This window comes from Saccharothrix hoggarensis, from assembly GCF_052936025.1.
In genome coordinates this window covers 2,837,970-2,856,275 of record NZ_CP193624.1, presented here as the reverse complement: position 1 = coordinate 2,856,275, position 18,306 = coordinate 2,837,970, and the positions used below count along the sequence as shown (strand labels likewise).

Annotated in this window: 4 protein-coding genes; 1 reads left to right on the top strand and 3 read right to left on the bottom strand. The window is 73.5% G+C overall.

The features are described from left to right. Nucleotides 1-8: 8 nt before the first annotated feature. Together ACRAKH_RS13445 and ACRAKH_RS13440 are read right to left on the bottom strand one after the other, a co-directional pair. Nucleotides 9-13,964, bottom strand: a complete 13,956-nt coding sequence (locus tag ACRAKH_RS13445; RefSeq protein WP_447009849.1) for an amino acid adenylation domain-containing protein — start codon at nt 13,962-13,964, stop codon at nt 9-11. 106 nt (nt 13,965-14,070) lie between these two features. Beyond that, nucleotides 14,071-15,399, bottom strand: coding sequence for a serine hydrolase domain-containing protein (locus ACRAKH_RS13440; protein ID WP_380723900.1), 1,329 nt, complete (start codon nt 15,397-15,399; stop codon nt 14,071-14,073). A 603-nt stretch (nt 15,400-16,002) separates the two neighbouring features. Here ACRAKH_RS13440 and ACRAKH_RS13435 point away from each other — a divergent pair. Beyond that, nucleotides 16,003-16,788, top strand: coding sequence for a hypothetical protein (locus ACRAKH_RS13435; protein ID WP_380723901.1), 786 nt, complete (start codon nt 16,003-16,005; stop codon nt 16,786-16,788). Between the two features lie 47 nt (nt 16,789-16,835). Here the strand turns inward: ACRAKH_RS13435 and ACRAKH_RS13430 are convergent, their stop codons facing one another. After that, entirely contained in the window at nt 16,836-17,045 is a 210-nt protein-coding gene (locus ACRAKH_RS13430; protein WP_380723902.1) for a hypothetical protein, read from the bottom strand. Between the last annotated feature and the right edge of the window lie 1,261 nt (nt 17,046-18,306).

Genomic DNA, 18,306 nt, shown 5'->3' with positions numbered 1-18,306 from the left:
GTCTCTCCTCACAGTTCCTGGGTGGCGCCGTCACCGAAGGCGACTCGTTCGAGTTCGAGCAGGATCTTCTCCTCGACCAGCCGCGCCAGGTTCTCCACGGTGCGGGCGGTGAGGACGTCGTGGGGGGTCAGCGGCACGTCGAAGGCCGCGCGGCAGCGGGAGGTGACCATCAGGCTGCGCACGGAGTCGCCGCCGAGGGCGAAGAAGTCGTCCTCGACGCCGACGCGGTCCGCGCCCAGCGCGTCCTCCCAGATCCCGGCCAGCACCTGCTCGGTGTCGGTCCGGGGTGCGACGTGCCGCGCGGCGGGCGCGGCCTCGACGGGGGCGGGCAGCGCGGCCCGGTCGACCTTGCCGTTGGTGCTCAGCGGCAGCGCGTCGAGCACCACGAACGCCGAGGGCACCATGTAGTCGGGCAGGTGCCGCCCGGTGAACGCGGTCAGGTCGGCCGGGTCCGGGACGCGGTCGGCCGCGGCGGGCACCAGGTAGGCCACCAGCCGCTTGACCCCGGGAGTGTCCTCGCGCGCCACCACGACGAGCTGGGCCACGTCGGGGTGACGGCCCAGCACGGCCTCCACCTCGCCCAGCTCGATGCGGAAGCCGCGCAGCTTGACCTGGTCGTCGGCACGACCGGCGAACTCCAGCACCCCCTGCGGCAGCCACCGCACCACGTCACCGGTGCGGTACATCCGCTCCCCCGGCTCGCCGAACGGGTCGGCCACGAACCGGGAGGCGGTCAGGCCCGGCCGGTCGAGGTAGCCGCGGGCCAGCCCGTCGCCGGCGAGGTACAGCTCGCCGGGGACGCCGAGCGGCGCCGGCCGCAGCCGGTCGTCCAGCACGTAGGCGCGCATCCCGTCCAGCGGCCGGCCGATGGGCACGGTGTCCGGCACGGACGCGAGGTCGGGCATCCGGTGGGCGCTGGCGAAGGTCGTGGTCTCGGTGGGGCCGTAGCCGTCCACCACGACCAGGCCGGGACAGGCCTCCATGACGCGGCGCACCGCCGGCGCGGGCACGACGTCGCCGCCGGTCCACACCTCCGCGACGCCCGCCAGGCAGTGCGGCGAGTCCTGGGCCAGCACCCGGAACAGGCCGGCGGTGAGCCAGAGCGCGGTCACGCCGTGCGCGGTGACCAGCTCGCGCAGCACCGCGGCGTCGAGGTCGCCGGGCGGGGCGACGACGGCCGTGCCGCCGCGCAGCAGCGGCACCCACAGCTCGTAGGTGGAGGCGTCGAACGCCAGCGGCGAGTGCACCAGCACGGTGCGGTGGGCCGGGCCGTCGAAGCGGTAGTCGTGGGCCAGTGCCACCACGTCGCGGTGCCGCACCGCCACGCCCTTGGGCTTGCCGGTGGAACCCGAGGTGTACTCGACGTAGGCGAGGCCGTCCGGGTGGCCGGCGACCGCGGGGCGGTCGGCGGGGCCGCCGGGATCGCCGTCGAGCACGACGACGTGACCGGTGTGGACCTCGCGGGCGGTGGTCTCCCAGGTGGGGTCGGCGAGCAGCACGCCCGCCCCGGCCTGGTCGAGCACCAGCCGCATCCGGTCGACGGGCGCGCGGACGTCCAGGGGCAGGTAGGCGCCTCCCGCCTTGATCACGGCCAGGACCGCGACCACCAGCTCGGCCGACCGGTCCAGCAGCACGCCGACGCGGTCCTCCGGCCGCACTCCCAGGGCGATCAGCCGGTGTGCCAGCCGGTTGGTCCGGGCGTCCAGTTCGGCGTAGGTCAGGGCGGTGCCGCCCGCCACGACGGCCGTGGCGGGCGGAGTCAGGTCGGCTCGCGCGGCGAACAGGTCGGCCACCGTGCCCTCGGGCGCGGTCTGGCCGGCGGGCGCCGGGAGGACGAGCCGCCGTTCCGCCTCGTCGAGGATGTCGACCTCGCCCAGGGCGCGGTCCGGATCGGCGGTCATCCCCTCCAGTGCCCGGGTCAGGTGGCCGGCGATCCGCTCGACCGTGGCGGCGTCGAACAGGGCCGGGTCGTAGCCGAGCTCGACCGCCATCTCCTCGCCGGGCCTGACGCCGACGCTGAGCGGGTAGTTCGTGGTCTCCACGGCGTGCAGGTCGCGCAGCGCCAGGCCGTGTTCGGCGGCGGCCTCGTCGTCGACCGGGTAGTTCTCGAACACCAGGATGCTGTCGAACAGGTCCACGCCGCCCGGTACCTCGCTCCAGCCCTGGAGCTCGGCCAGGGACACGTGCTGGAACCGCCGGGACTCCGCCTGCGCCGCCTGCAGGCGCCGCAGCCAGGCCGCGACCGGTTCGTCGTCGTCGACGTCCACCCGCACCGGCAGGGTGTTGATGAACATGCCGGTGATGGAGTCCGCGCCCGGCAGGTCGGCCGGTCGGCCGGACACGGTGGAGCCGAAGCACACGTCGCGCTGACCGCTGTAGCGCGACAGCAGCAGAGCCCAGGCCCCTTGGACGACGGCGTTGGTCGTCAGGCCGTTGCGCTGGGCGAAGGCGCGCAGCGCGGTGCCCGGCAGGGTGAACGTGGTCCAGCGGCCGGAGCCGCCGGCGTGGCCTTGCTCGGCGGGGCGGTCGACGGGCAGCGGGGTCGGTGCGCGGAACCCGGCGAGCACGCCGCGCCAGTACCGCTCGGCCTCCTCCGGGTCCTGCCGGTCCAGCCACCGCAGGTAGTCGCCGAACGGCCGGCGCGCGACCGGTTCGGGGCGGCGGCCGGCGGTGAGGGAGGCGTGGCAGCCGAACACGTCGGTGAGCACCTGGAAGGTGCTCCAGCCGTCGAGCAGCACGTGGTGGAAGGTCCACACGACCCGCACGGCGGTGCCGGAGACGCGGGCCAGCACCAGGCGCATGAGCGGTGCGGCGCCCAGGTCGAGTCCTTCGGTGGCGTCGCGGTCGAGCAGGTCGCGCAGCGCGCTCCGGTGCTCGTCCTCGGAAAGGCCTGTCCAGTCGAGTTCGCGGATGGGCACCTCGACGTCGCGCTCCACGACCTGGAGAGGACGGTCGACGCCTTCCCACACGACGCGGCTGCGCAGGATCGGCGTCCGCTCCACGACCTCGCGCCAGGCGCGGGCCAGCACGGCGGTGTCGGTGACGCCGTCGAGGACGAACGCGATCTGCTCGGTGTAGAGGCCGTTCTCCGCCTGCGAGAGGCTGTGGAAGACCATGCCTGCCTGCATGGGGGTGAGCGGGTAGACGTCCTCCACGCCCCGCCCGTCGCCGACCAGCCGGTCCACGCCCGCCTGGTCCAACCCGGCCAACGGGAAGTCCGACGGCGTGCGGCCCCCGACGCCCGGCTGCGCGCAGTGCGCCACGATCCCGCGCAGCGCCTCCGCCATCGCCTCGACCAGGCCGCGCACCGTCGACTCCTCGTGCACCCGGCCGCTGAAGTACCAGGTCAGCCTGAGCCGCTTGTCCTCCACGGCGCCCACGACGTCGAGCAGGTGCGGTCGGGGTGTGTCGGGCGCGGCGTCGGCGGCCAGGCCGCGGACGGTGCGGAACGCCGTCCCGCCCGCCGCGCCGGCGAACTGCCCGAGGTAGTTGAAGGCCACCGCGGGGTGCCCGGTCGTGCCGCCGCCGCGCAGGTGGCGCAGCGCGCCGTGGCCGATGCCCTTGCGCGGCACGGACCGCAGCCGCTCCTTGACCGACTTCAGCACCGACCCCCAGTCGTCGCTCCCGGCGGGGGCCTCCAGCGCCACGGGGAAGACGGACGTGAACCAGCCGACCGTGCGGGACAGGTCCACACCGTCGAGGAAGTCGCCGTCGCGGCCGTGGCCCTCCAGGTCCACCACCACCCGGTCCCGACCCGTCCACTCGGCCAGCACCCGGCCCAGCGCGCTCAGCAGCACGTCGTTGACCTGCGTGCGGTACACCCCCGGCACGTCCTGCAACAACGCCCGCGTCGTCTCCGCGTCCAGCTCGGCGGTGACGCCCCGCACCGTGCCGCTGGTGTTGGCTCCGTCGAGGTCCACCGGCACGTCGCGGTCGCCCGCCGCGGCCGCCCAGTGGTCGGCCTCGTCGTCGAACCCGCCGTTCGCGGTGTGCTCGACCAGCTTCAACGCCCACTCCCGGAACGACGTGGTCTTCGCCCCGAGATCGACCGCCTCACCGCGCAGCACCTGCCGGTAGGCGGTGTCCAAGTCCTCCAACAGGACACGCCACGACACGCCGTCCACCACCAGGTGGTGCACGGCGAGCAGCAGCTGCCGCCCACCGGCCCCGCCGTCGAGCAGCGCCGCGCGCAGCAGCGGACCGCGCGCGAGGTCGAAGCCGCGGTGGACCTCCTCGACGACCACCCGTCGCGCCTCCTCGTCGGCGTCGGGCAGCTCGTGCTCCGACAGCACGTCCACCGGTTCGTCCGGGGCGTTGTGCTGCCGCCACCCGCCGTCGCCGGCGCGCTCGAACCGCATCCGCAGCGCGTCGTGGTGGCTCACCAGCGCCGCCAGCGCCCGCCGCAGCGCCGCCACGTCCACGTCGTCGGCGAACTCCAGCAGCACCGACTGGTCGAAGTGCTCGGGCCGGGGCGGTTCGGCGTCGAGGAACCAGTGCTGGATCGGGGTCAGCGGAACCTCGCCGGTGACCGGGCCCTGCGGCACGGCCTCGACCGCGTCGGCGGCGGGTGCGGCGGCGGCCAGCGCGGCGACCGTGGTGTGGGTGAACAGGTCGCGCGGCACGAGGGCGAACCCGGCCTGCCGGGCGCGCGAGGTGATCTGGATGCTGATGATCGAGTCGCCGCCCAGCTCGAAGAAGTCGTCCTCGACGCCGACCCGCTCGACCCCGAGCACCTGCGCCCAGATCTCCGCGAGCACCCGCTCGGTGTCGGTGCGCGGCGCGACGTGCCCGGAACCGGACGCCTCCCACTCGGGCGCGGGCAGCGCCTTGCGGTCGAGCTTGCCGTTGCCCGTCAGCGGGAAGCGGTCGAGCACGACGAACGCCGAGGGCACCATGTGCTCGGGCAGGGAGCGGGCCAGGAAGCCGCGCAGCTCTGCGGCGACGGGCGCGGTGCGGCCCGCGGTGGGCACGAGGTAGCCGACGATGAGCTTGCGCCCGGCGTGCTCGCGGACGACGGCGACCGACTCGGCCACGTCGTCGTGCGCCTCCAGCGCCGCCTCGATCTCGCCCAGCTCGATGCGGAAGCCGCGGATCTTGACCTGGTGGTCCGCGCGGCCGAGGTAGTCCAGCCTGCCGTCCTGCCAGCGGGCCAGGTCACCGGTGCGGTACATGCGCGTGCCGGGTTCGCCGAAGGGGTCGGCGACGAACCGGGACGCGGTCAGGCCCGGCCGGTTGAGGTAGCCGCGCGCCAGGCCCGCGCCGGCGACGTACATCTCGCCGGTGACGCCCGGCGGCACCGGCCGCAGGTCGTCGTCGAGGACGTACACGCGCAGGTCGGGGATGGGCTCGCCGACCGTGCCGTCGGCGGGCGTCCACGTGACGTGCACGGTGGTCTCGGTGATGCCGTACATGTTGATCAGCTCGCCTGGGCCCTCCCAGGCGGCCAGCTTGCGCACGTCCAGCGCCTCGCCGCCGAAGACGACGTAGCGCAGGCTCAGCCCCGTCGGTCGTTCGGCGATGAGCTGGTAGAACGCCGAGGGCGTCTGGTTGAGCACGGTGACCCGCTCGTCGGCCAGCAGCCGCGCGAAGTCGCGTGGGGAGCGCGAGACCTCGTGCGGCACCACGACCAGCCGCCCGCCGTGCAGCAGCGGTCCCCACAGCTCCCAGACGGAGAAGTCGAAGGCGTAGCTGTGGAACAGCGTCCACACGTCGTCGGGGCCGAACCCGAACCAGTGGTCGGTCGCCGAGAACAGCCGCGCCACGTTGGCGTGCGGGATGACGACGCCCTTGGGCTTGCCGGTGGAGCCCGAGGTGTAGATGACGTAGGCGGGGTGCTCGGGCCGCAGGTCGACCTCGGGCGCGGTCGCGGGCACGCCGGACAGGTCCGGCAGCTCGGTCAGCGTGAGCACCGGCCGGGCGTCCTCGACCATGCCCGCCACCCGCTCGGCGGGGTACGACGGGTCGATCGGCAGGTACGCCGCGCCGGACTTGAGCACGCCCAGGACGGCCACCACGAGGTCGATCGAGCGGGGCAGCCGCAGCGCGACGTACCGCTCGGGCCCGGCGCCGTGCGCGGCCAGCACGTGCGCCAGCCGGGTGGCGCGGTCGTCCAGCTCGGCGTAGGTGAGGGCGTGGCCCTCGCAGGTGACGGCGACGGCGTGGGGCGTGCGGGCGACCTGTGCGGCGAACTGCGCGGGGAGCGTGGCCACGGGGTAGTCGCGGCCGGTGGGGTTCCACTCCACCAGCACCTGCCGGCGCTCGGCCTCATCGAGCATCCGCAGGTCGCGCAGCGGCCGGTCGGGTTCGGCGAGCAGGTCCTCCAGCAGTGCTCGCAGGTGCCGGCCCAGTCGCTCGACCGTGGCCTCGTCGAACAGCGCCTGGTCGTGGTCCAGCTCGACCACCAGCCGCGGCCCCGGCGAAACGACGACGGTGAGCGCGTAGTTGGTCGGCTCGTGGGCGCGCACGTCGTGCAGCCGCAGGCCGTGCTCGGCCATGGCGTCCTCGTCGAACGGGTAGTTCTCGAAGACCAGGATGCTGTCGAACAGGTTCACCCCGCCGGGCAGGTCGCTCCACGCGCGCAGCCGGGACAGCGGCACGTGCTCGAAGCGGCGCGCCTCGGCCTGGTCGGCCTGGAGGTCGCGCAGCCACGACAGCTGGTCGCGGTCCCGGTCGACGGCGACCCGGGTCGGCACGGTGTTGATGAACATGCCGACCATCTGCTCCACGCCCGCCAGGTCGGCGGGCCGGCCGGAGACGGTGGTGCCGAACACGACGTCGGAGGTGCCGCCGTAGCGGGCCAGCAACAGCGCCCAAGCCCCCTGCACGACGGTGTTCACGGTGAGGCCGGCGCGCTGCGCGGCGGTGCGCAGCCGCTCGGTCTGCTCGGCGGTCAGGTCGAAGCGGACGGTGCCGCCGGACTCGGCGCGGTGGGCCTCGACCGGTCGCCGGTCGTAGGGCAGCGGGGTCGGCTCGTCGAACCCGGCGAGCACCCCGCGCCAGTACTCCTCGGCCGACGCGCGATCCTGCCGGTCCAGCCAGTGCACGTAGTCGCGGAAGGGGCGCCGGGAGGTCGCCGGCCCCGGACCGCCGCGGGAGATCGCCGCGTGCTGCGCGCAGACCTCGGTGAACAGCTGCGCCGCCGTCCAGCCGTCGAGCAGCACGTGGTGGAAGGTCCACACCACCTGGACCTCGTCGTGCGACAGCGCCGCGATCATCACGCGCATCAGCGGCGCGGCGCCCAGGTCCAAGCCGGCGGCGCGGTCTCGCTCCAGGAACCGGCGCAGCTCCTCGTCGCGGCCGGCCTCGTCCAGGCCGGTCCAGTCGAGGTGCGCGACCGGGAGGGTGACGTCGCGGCGCACGACCTGGAGCGGTTCGGGCAGGCCCTCCCACGCGATCTCGCTGCGCAGCACGGGGTTCCGGTCCACGACGCGCTGCCACGCCTCGCCCAACGCCCGCGGGTCGGTCACCCCGGACACGCGGAAGTGCACCTGGTTGAAGTAGGCGCCGGAGGCGCCCCGGTCGACCAGGCCGTGGAAGACCATGCCGGCCTGCATGGGGGTGAGCGGGTAGACGTCCTCCACGCCCCGCCCGTCGCCGACCAGCCGGTCCACGCCCGCCTGGTCCAACCCGGCCAACGGGAAGTCCGACGGCGTGCGGCCCCCGACGCCCGGCTGCGCGCAGTGCGCCACGATCCCGCGCAGCGCCTCCGCCATCGCCTCGGCCAGCCCGCGCACCGTCGACTCCTCGTGCACCCGGCCGCTGAAGTACCAGGTCAGTTCGAGGCTGCCGCGCTCGACCGCGCCGACCACGTCCAGCAGGTGCGGTCGGGGTGCTTCCGGCGCGTGGTGCAGTTCCAGGCTGCCGCGCACGGCGTGCACCAGTCCGCCCTCGACGGCGGACCAGTCGAGCCTGCCCAGGTAGTTGAAGCTGATCCGCGGCCCGTCAGCGCCGGGCTCGTGCAGCGCGCCGTGGCCGATGCCCTTGCGCGGCACGGACCGCAACTGCTCCTTGACCGACTTGAGCGTGCCGCCCCAGTCGCCGTCGGAGACGGGGACCTCCAGCGCGACCGGGAAGATCGACGTGAACCAGCCGACCGTGCGCGAGAGGTCCACACCGTCGAGCAGGTCCTCGCGGCCGTGGCCCTCCAGGTCCACCACCACCCGCTGCCGACCCGTCCACTCCGCCAGCACCCGGCCCAGCGCGCTCAGCAGCACGTCGTTGACCTGCGTGCGGTACACCCCCGGCACGTCCTGCAACAACGCCCGGGTCGTCTCCGCGTCCAGCCGGACGGTGACGGTGCGGGTGGAACCGGCGGTGCCAACCCCGTCGTGGTCGACGGGCAGGGACGGGTCGATCGCGGCGGTCCGCGCCCAGTGGTCGCGCTCGTCGTCGAACCCGCCGTTCGCGGTGTGCTCGACCAGCTTCAACGCCCACTCCCGGAACGACGTGGTCTTCGCCCCGAGATCGACCGCCTCACCGCGCAGCACCTGCCGGTAGGCGGTGTCCAAGTCCTCCAACAGGACACGCCACGACACGCCGTCCACCACCAGGTGGTGCACGGCGAGGAACAGCAGTGGGCGGTGTCCGTCCACAGTGAACAGCACTGCCTTGGCCAGTGGCCCGTTCGAGAGGTCGATGTCCGCGTGCGCCCGCGTGGTGACGGTCCGAACGCGGTCGTCGTCGTCCGGGGACACCTCGTGGACGTCGAGGACGTCACCGTCCTCTACCGGGGCGTTGTACTGCCGCCACCCGCCGTCGTCGGCATGCTCGAACCGCATCCGCAGCGCGTCGTGGTGGCTCAGCAACGCCGCCAGCGCCCGCCGCAGCGCCGCCACGTCCACGTCGTCGGCCAGTTCCGCGGTCAACGACTGGGCGAAGTGCCCGGGATGGTCGGGGTTCGTGGCGAACAGCCACCGCTGGACCGGGGTCAGCGGCACGTCGCCGACCACCGGGCCCTGGTCGGCGGTCGCCTGCTCGGGCCCGGCCACGGCGGCCAGGGCCGCCACGGTGGGGTGCCGGAACAAGTCGCCGGGGGTGAGCGCGAAACCGGCGCGGCGGGCGCGCGACACGACCTGGATGCTGAGGATCGAGTCGCCGCCCAGTTCGAAGAAGTTGTCGTTCGCGCCCACCCGGTCCACGCCCAGCAGCTCGGCCCAGATGTCCGCCAGCACGGTCTGCGGCCCGTCGGCGGGCGCGAGGTGCGCGGCGCCGGCGGTCCCCCAGTCCGGCTCGGGCAGGGCGCGGCGGTCCACCTTGCCGTTGGCGTTGAGCGGGAGCGCGTCCACGACCACGAACGCGGACGGCACGAGGTAGTCGGGCAGCGAGCGGTTCAGGAACCCGCGCAACTCCGCCGCGTCCGGCCGCTCCACGGTGTGCTCGGCGGTGGTGAGGTAGGCGACCAGGCGCTTGCGGCCGGTGTCGTCCACCCGCACGACGGTCACCGACTGCGCGACGGCGGGGTGCTCGGCCAGCGCCGTGTCGACCTCGCCCGGCTCCACGCGGAAGCCGCGGATCTTCACCTGGTCGTCGGTGCGGCCGACGAACTCGACGGTGCCGTCCGGCCGCCACCGCACGACGTCGCCGGTGCGGTACATCCGCTCCCCCGGCTCGCCGAACGGGTCGGGCACGAACCGCTGCGCGGTCAGGCCGGGGCGGCCGAGGTAACCGCGGGCCAGGCCCGCGCCCGCGATGAACAGCTCACCGGGCACGCCGATCGGGGCCGGTGACAGCGCCTCGTCGAGCACGTAGACGCGCATGTCGTCCAGCGGGCGGCCGATGGGCACCACGTCCGGGACTCCGGCGGCGGCGGTCATGCGGTGCGAGGTGGCGAACGTCGTGGTCTCCGTGGGGCCGTAGCCGTCGACCACCGCGATGCCCGGACAGGCCTCCAGGACCCGGCGCACGGCGGCCGCGGGCACCACGTCGCCACCGGTCCACACCTCGCGCAGCCCGGCCAGGCAGGCGGGGTCGTCCTGTGCGACGGCGCGGAACAGCCCGGCGGTCAGCCACAGGCCGGTCACGTCGTGTCGGGTGACCAGGTCGCGCAGCAGTTCCGCGTCGAGGTCGCCGGGCGGGGCTACAACGACGGTGCCGCCGTTGAGCAGGGGGACCCACAGCTCGTAGGTGGTGGCGTCGAACGCCGGCGCCGAGTGCAGCAGCACGCGTTCGTGCGCGCCGCCGAGGAAGCGCGAGTCGCGGGCCAGCGCGGTCACGTCGCGGTGCCGCACCGCCACGCCCTTGGGCACACCGGTCGAACCCGAGGTGTACATGGCGTAGGCCAGGTTGTCCGGGTGCGGCGACACGTCCGGGTCGGTGGCGGGCTCGGCCGAGAGGTCCGCGTGGTCCATGACGACGACGTGACCGTCGTGGGTGGACGCGGCGGTGTCGCGCCGGGACCGGTCGGTCACCAGGACCCCGGCGCCGGTCTCGGCCAGCAGCACCGCCAGCCGTTCGGCGGGCGACCTGGTGTCCAGCGGCACGTACGCCCCGCCCGCCTTCACCACGGCCAGCTCGGCCACGACGAGGTCCGCCGAGCGGCCCAGCAGCAGCGCCACCGGCTCCTCCGCGCGCAGGCCGCGGCGCAGCAGGTGGTGGGCCAGCCGGTTGGCCCGGGCGTCCAGCTCGGCATAGCTGAGCGACGTGCCGTCGGCGAGCACGGCGGTGGCGTCGGGCCTGCGGCGGACCTGCGCGGTGAACAGGGAGGTGATCGTGGCCGGGGCCAGGTCCCGGCGGGTGTCGTTCCACTCCTCCAGGACCCGGTGGCGTTCCGCCGGGTCGAGCAGCGGCAGATCGCCCAGCGGGCGGTCCGGATCGGCGGCGACGGCCTCCAGCAGGACCCGGAGGTGACCGGCCAGGCGCTCGATGGTGGCGGCGTCGAACAGGTCGGTGTTGTACTCCAGCGCCACGTCCAGCGCGTCGCCCCGGGGCCAGAACTCGACCAGCAGCTCGAACCGGGCGCGCGGGCGGGGCAGGTGGTGCTCCTCGACGCGCAGCGCGTCCACCGCGGTCGGTTCCACCATCGCCTGCTGGAGCACGACGAGCGCCTGCACCAGCGGCGTGCGGCTGGGGTCGCGGTCGGGCTGGAGCTCGTCGACCAGCCGGTCGAAGGGCAGCCGGTCGTGCGCGAACGCGTCCAGCGAGGTGGCGCGCACCCGGCTCAGGAAGTCGCGGAACGGCAGGGCGGGGTCCGCGGTGGAGCGCAGGACGAGGGTGTTGACGAAGAAGCCGACCAGGTCGTCCAGCTCCGGCCTGCCCCGGCCGGAGGAGGCGGTGCCCACGGCGACGTCGTGCCGGCCGGTGTAGCGGGCCAGCAGCACCTGCACGGCGGCGGTGAGGGCGGTGAAGAGGGTGGCGCCGTCGGCGCGGCCCAGTTCGGCCAGGCGCCGCACCAGGTCGGCGGGCAGTGCGGCCCGGTGCACGGCGCCGGACGTGGTGCGCCGCGCGGGCCGGGGTCGGTCGGTGGGCAGGTCGAGCGGTTCCAGGCCGGCGAGCCGGTCACGCCAGTGGTCGAGTTCGGCGGCCTCGACCTGGTCGTCGAGGCGTTCGCGCTGCCACACGGCGAAGTCGGCGTAGCGGACCGGCAGCGGGCGCAGGTCCGGTGCGGTTCTTCGCAGCGCGGCCCGGTACAGCTCCACCAGGTCGTCCACCTGCACGCGGACCGACCAGCCGTCGGTGGCGATGTGGTGCTGGTCGAGCAGGAGAACGTGCTCGTCGTCGGCCAGCCGGGCCAGCACGGCGCGGGCCACGGGGCCGCGGGCCAGGTCGAACGGGGTGGTCAGCTCCTCGGTGAGCACCCGGTCGAGGGCCGCGTCGCGGTCGGCGGGCGCCACCCCGGCCAGATCGACCACGCGCAGCGGCAGCGTGCCGTGCGACGCGACGACCTGCACGCCCCGACCGTCGACCTCGTCGTAGGTGGTGCGCATGGTCTCGTGCCGCTCGACCAGCCCGTCCAGGGCGGCACGGAGGGCGTCCTCGTCGAGCGGCCCGGACAGCCGCAGGCCGACGCCCGTGTTGTAGTCGGTGGCGGTGGGGTCGAGGCGGTGCAGGAACCACAGCCGCTGCTGGACCGGGGACAGCGGCAGCGCGGCGTCGCGCGGGGCGGGCGTGATGCGGTCGTCCTCGCCGGCGGGCCGCCGATCGGCCAGCAGGGCGGCGAGGCCCGCGACGGTGCGGGCGTCGAACACGTCTCCGGAGGACAGGGGGACGTCGAGGGCCGCGCGCAGGCGGGAGACCACCCGGATGGCCTGGATCGAGTCGCCGCCCAGGCCCAGGAAGTCGTCGTCGGCGCCGATCCGGTCGGGCGCCACGCCGAGGACGTCGGCCCAGGCGGCGGCGACGGCGGTCTCCGCGGGGGTGCGGGGTGCCACCCGTGCGGCGCGCGACGGGGCCTGCCAGTCGGGGTCGGGCAGGGCCTTGCGGTCCACCTTCCCGTTGGCGCTGAGCGGCAACCGGTCCACCGCGGCGAAGGCCGACGGCACCATGTAGTCGGGCAGGGTCCGCAGGACGAGTTCCCGCAGTTCGTCGTCGGTGGGGAGGCGGTCGCCCTCCGGGACGACCCAGGCCACCAGGCGCTTGGCGCCCACGTGGTCGTGGCGGGCGGCGACGGCGGCCTGCGCGACACCGGGGTGACGGGCCAGGGCGGCCTCGACCTCACCGGCCTCGATGCGGAAGCCGCGGACCTTGACCTGCTCGTCGACGCGGCCCACGAAGTCCAGCTCCCCCTGCGGGTTCCACCGGACCAGGTCGCCGGTGCGGTACATCCGCTGTCCCGGCGGGCCGAACGGGTCCGCCACGAACCGCTGCGCGGTCAGGCCGGGGCGGCCGAGGTAACCGCGGGCCAGGCCCGCGCCCGCGATGAACAGCTCACCGGTCACCCCGTCGGCCACCGGGCGCAGGTCCTCGTCCAGGACGTACGCGCGCATGCCGTCGAGCGGTCGGCCGATGGGCAGCACGTCCGGGACGGCCCCGAGATCGGCCATCGGGTACGAGGTGGTGAAGGTGGTGGTCTCGGTGGGGCCGTAGACGTCCACCGCGGTGGTGCCGGGGCACGCCTCCACGACCCGCCGCACGGCGGCGGCGGGCACGACGTCGCCGCCGGTCCACACCTCGCGCAACCCCGCGAAGCACGCCGGGTCGTCCTGCGCCAACACCCGGAACAGACCCGACGTCAGGAACACGCTCGTCACACCGCGCCGGCCGACCACCTCGCGCAGCACCCGCCCGTCCACGTCACCGGGCGGCGCCACCACCACACGACCACCGTTGAGCAACGGCACCCACATCTCATAAGTGGTGGCGTCGAACGCCTGCGCGGAGTGCAGCAGCACGCACTCGTGCGCGCCGTTGCCGAACCGGGAGTCCCGGGCGAGCGCCACCACGTCGCGGTGCCGCACCGCCACGCCCTTCGGCACGCCCGTCGAACCCGACGTGAACATGACGTAGGCCAGGTTGTCCGGGTGCACGAGCGCGGGGAGCGCGGTCCCCGGCTCGGTGACCCGGTCCTCGTCGTCCTCGATCACCACGAGGTGACCGCCGTGGACCCGTTCGGCGGTGGCCCGCCAGGCGCGGTCGGTCACCAGCACCGACACCCCGGCGCCGGTCAGCACGGCGGTCATCCGGCCCGCCGGTGCGCGGGTGTCCAGCGGCACGTACGCGCCGCCTGCCCTGACCACGGCGAGGAGCGCGGCCACCAGGTCCGCGGAGCGGTCGGCCAGCACGCCGACGCACTGCTCGGGCCGCACCCCCAGGCGCAGCAGGCGGCGTGCCAGGCGGTCGGCCCGGGCGTCCAGCTCGGCGTACGAGCACTCCACGCCCTGCGCGACCACGGCCACGCCGTCAGGGGTCCCGCGCACCTGCTCGGCGAACAGGTCGACGATGGTGGGCGCCGCGGCGGGCGGGGTCCCGCCCGCACCGGAACGGGCCGCGGCGGTCGACGGTGTGACACGGGCGGCTTCGGGGAGCGTCATCGCTGTCCAAACCTCTTTGTGGGCGCGGCAGGGCGCCGCAGAAGCACGGGTGGGGTGGGTGCCGCGCCGGGCGGCGGTGGGGGTGGGTGCCGCGGAGGTGCTGCGGTCAGGCCACTTCTCGCGCGCGCTGCCGGCGGCTCGCGATCCGGCCGCCGACCTGGATGCGGTCGACCACGCCGCTGCGCGGGTCGCGGAGGAAGCGTCCGGGGTGACCGGCCTCGCCGCCGGCCGGGTCCGTCACGGAGAAGACGAGCCCGTCGTGGAGGGTGAGCCGCGCCGCCTCGTCACCGTCGACGACGAGGTGCAGCCCGCCGTCCCGGACGACCACCGAGTAGACGGTGTCTCCGTTGAGGTAGTCGCCGGCGCAGCCGGGCGGGACGGACACCCGGGGACCGAGGTCGACCGAGGTGGTGTGCTCGCCGACGTCGAGGCCGGCCGCCCGCAGGTCGGGGAGGAGCTGCCGCCACAGTGCCGCGCCGGAGGCGGAATTGGCCGTGAGCGCCACCACGGCGCCCGATTCGGGGTCGATGCGCAGGTGGCAGGAGGTGCCGTCGGCGGTGCCGTCGTGGCCGAACCACTCGGTGCCGCCGCGGCGGAACAGCGCCAGGCCCAGACCCCAGCCGTCGGCCAGCCCGAACGGCTCGGCGCCGGGAACGGGGCGGCGCATCTCGACCAGGTCGTCCGGGGCCACCAGGCCGTGGTCGGTCCCGCCGTGCTCGGGGCGCAGGTGCACCCGGGACAGCTCGACCAGGTCGGCCGCGCTCGCGGCGAGCCCACCCGCCGGCGCCTCGATCGGCGACAAGTCCTGCTCGACGGGGCGGACCTGGCGCAGGACGCGGTTCACGGTGTGGCCGTGCGCGATGGACGGCGCCGCGGCGCCGTCGCCCACGATGAAGGCCGGGGTGATGCCCAGCGGCTTCAGCAAGATCGTCTGGACTGCCTCCGACCACGTCATCCCGGTCGCCACCTCGACCAGGCGGCCCGCCAGGGCGTAGCCGGCGTTGGAGTACGAGAAGCCCTCCCCCGGCGCGTGCAGGAGTTCCAGGAGGGACGCCGCCAGGGGCGGTCGGGCGTCGGCGGACGGCGCGACGACCTCGGAGCGCAGTCCGCCGGTGTGGCTGAGGAGGTGGCGGGTGGTCAGCACCTCGGCGAGCCGGCCGCCGGTCTGCCGCACCTCCGGCAGGTACTCGGCGACGGGTTCGTCGAGGTCGACGTCACCGTCGGACACCAGCACCATCAGCAGCGTCGCGGTGAAAGTCTTGGTGATGGAGCCGATCGGCACCTTGGTGTCGCGGCCCATTGCGCGTCCGGAGGCGTGACGCGCCTCACCGAACTCGAACTCCCACACCTCGCCGTCGCTCAGCAAGGCCAACTGCGCGCCCGGGACGCCGTGCTCGCGCACCGCTCGCCGAAACGCTCTGCCTAAGTCGTCCACAGCCCTCTTCCTTCACTGACGAGCCCTACCGCTCGTCGGCTGGACATTTCTCCCGCAGCACCCGCAGCACGGTGCCCGATATCCGCGCAGGCGCACACCCGGCGGAAATCGACGGATGATCACACTTCGCAGCCGAGGCCGTGACCTCCAACAACAGTGAGCACGGAGAGTCCTGTACCCACTTCCGCAGGTTTCACACGCACATCCCGAACTGCTGCTCCGAACTGATCCAGTCCACGCGACCGCAGAATTACCGCACCATGTTTGCGACCACTCGACCGGCTTGACGACCGCCAAATGGACTATTCCCAATCGAGCAGACTTCACGTTTTGCGGATCGTCAAGGGCAATTTCACCGATGGTCACCACGACTCGTGAGGTTCACCCGAACGCCAGGTTTGAGCAGGGAACGGCACATGTCTGCGCCAACGTGAATCGCATAGCGCGATCGAAGGCTGACCCGAAAGACGATATCCACTCATAAAAAATGTATTCCACACAGCGGACACCAGTCGCTCCGCGAGTCCTCCGGCCGCGCCGGCACCTCCTGCGGGACGATCTGGTTCGACCTACCGCAGGAACGTGTCGCATCGGGGGCGGAGCATGACCACGACACCAGCCGGGACGAGCGGCCTCGTCCTGGCCTCGACAGAGGTCGGCGCGGCGCTGTGGGCGGCCGGTTACGCGGACCGGTGCGGCCTCGGCCTCACCGTGGCGCACACCGCCGACCGGGCCACGGCGGCCCACGACGTGGCAGCGCGCCTGCGCGCCGACTCGCCACACCTGGACGTGTCCACCCAGAGCACCGCCGAGCCGATGGCGCACGTCTTAGCGGCCCAATCCCACACCGCGGACCTCATCGTCGTGGATGCGGAGCGGACGACACTGGCCCGCACCGTGACCGCACGCGCCCGGTGCCCCCTCGTCGCCATCCCACCCATCACGAACCAGGACCACGACCTCCCGGTGGTGGTCGGCACCGACGGCACCCACCTGGCCGAAGCGGTCGTGCTGGCCGGCCTGACCCTGGCGGCGGCCCTGGGGACCGGGGTCCGCGTGGTGTGCTGCACCCTCGGCACACCGGTCACCGGACCGTGGTCCACCTCCGGCGCGCAGAACACCTTCGCCGTGACCGACAGCTGCGCCGAGCAGTACCCGGACGTGCCCGTGGAGGTGCGGATCGCCCGTTCCCACCCGGTCACCGGCCTGATCCGCCACGCCAGGCTCGCGTCCGTCCTCGTCATCGGCTCGGAACCGACCGGCGACCACTCCACCAGCCACCACCTGCTCAACCGCAGTCCCACCCCGGTCGCCCTGATCGGCCCCCTCGTACCCGCACACCGCAAGCCCGTCCCCCTCGGCTGCTGCCCGGCCGCGGAGCCGGGCTGAGCACGACCTGCGCAACACCGGGCCCCCGCCGAGTCGTCGATCACTGGTCAAGCGTCGGGGACGATCTTCACCGCGAGCAGTCGCATCCGGCCGCCGACGGCGTGATCGAGTGTGGAGAAGCCACGCCAGGTCATCCGGTAGTGGCCGGTCAGGGTGATGGGTTGCTCGCGTCCCTTGGTCGTTCCGGCACCGGCCTGTACCGACCGGGCTCGTTCACCACTGAGAGTGGTGCCGGAGACCACTCTCGTCACGATCACGACCCGTCTTCCCCGCGAGAGCGGGGGTGGCCCCAGCGAGCGATCGTCCGGTGTGGACGGACCGCCGTCTTCCCCGCGCGAGCGGGGGTGGTCCGCTGCACCGCGAAGCGCTCACCGGCTATGTCATGTCTTCCCCGCGCGAGCAGGGGGTGGTCCCCCACGCGCATGTGCGCGCAGTCCTCGGCGAGCGTGTATCCCGGTGGAGATCGGTATCGCAGTGGTCAAGCACTACGCCAACCATTTCCTGCACCCCGATGAAGCGGCCCGCTTGCAGGCACTGGACGCCGCCGACGTGTCGTTCGTCGGCCGCAGCGGAACCCATGAAGCACTCGAATCGGCTGCTGCACACAAGCTGGAAGGTTTCCACCTCGACAAGGTCAGCTTCGCCCGCAGCGTTCTGGAAGTCTCCGTGACGCGACACCAGGCGGCGCGCACGTTGACCACAGTCGACCGCAAAGCAGCACGGCGAATCCCCTGCCAGCCCCACTTCGCCACGGGCATCGGCGGTCAACGACGTCGAGCGACCGGTGCTGCGACACGAGGTCGCTGGGCCTCACCGGACCGCTGGCCGCGGAGAACGCCGGCCGGCTGTCGATCATCCAGGCTTGGAACAGTTCGATGTGTTGCTTCTCCACCGCGGTGGGTCTTGTGCGGCAGCGTGGGTATCGCTGTCCATAGGTCCTGCCGCCAGGTAGCGCGTCAACTGGGATACGGCGAGGATGTAGTTGTACCGGGTCGTCATCGGGTGGTTGCGCGATCGGAGGGTGCGGTCCCAGTCGCGTAGGAAGCTCGACCATAACTTCGGCAGGTCAGTAAGCAAGGGGTCGAGATCCGACGTTGTCGTGTGTCGCTTCGGGGAGTGGGACGCCGGGTGGTTCGTCGTCATGCTGCACGCTCCGAGGTGGCCGGGGTGCCAGAGCGACATGACCAGGGCGGGCACCCATCCGGATCGCCGTCCTCCTCCATGCTGTCCGCTGCCACGTCTGCTGAGTCGGAGGTGATCAGCCGTAGGTGCTTCCTGCTCCTGGACTTGGCGGGCGCGTCGAGATCAACTTCGTCCAGCGGAAGGCAGGAACAGTACTGGCCGAGCAACTCCTGCCCTTGCGTGGTGCGTGCTGGTAGCCGTGGCGGATGGCGCGGTCGAACTCGACGGTCTCGGCCCAACCGTCCGGGTCTTTGTCGCGCACCCACCGTCAGCCCGCGTTGCCGTGAACGGGCAAGTTATTGCGAATATCAGGTAACGATCGTCGGTGAGTGTCCT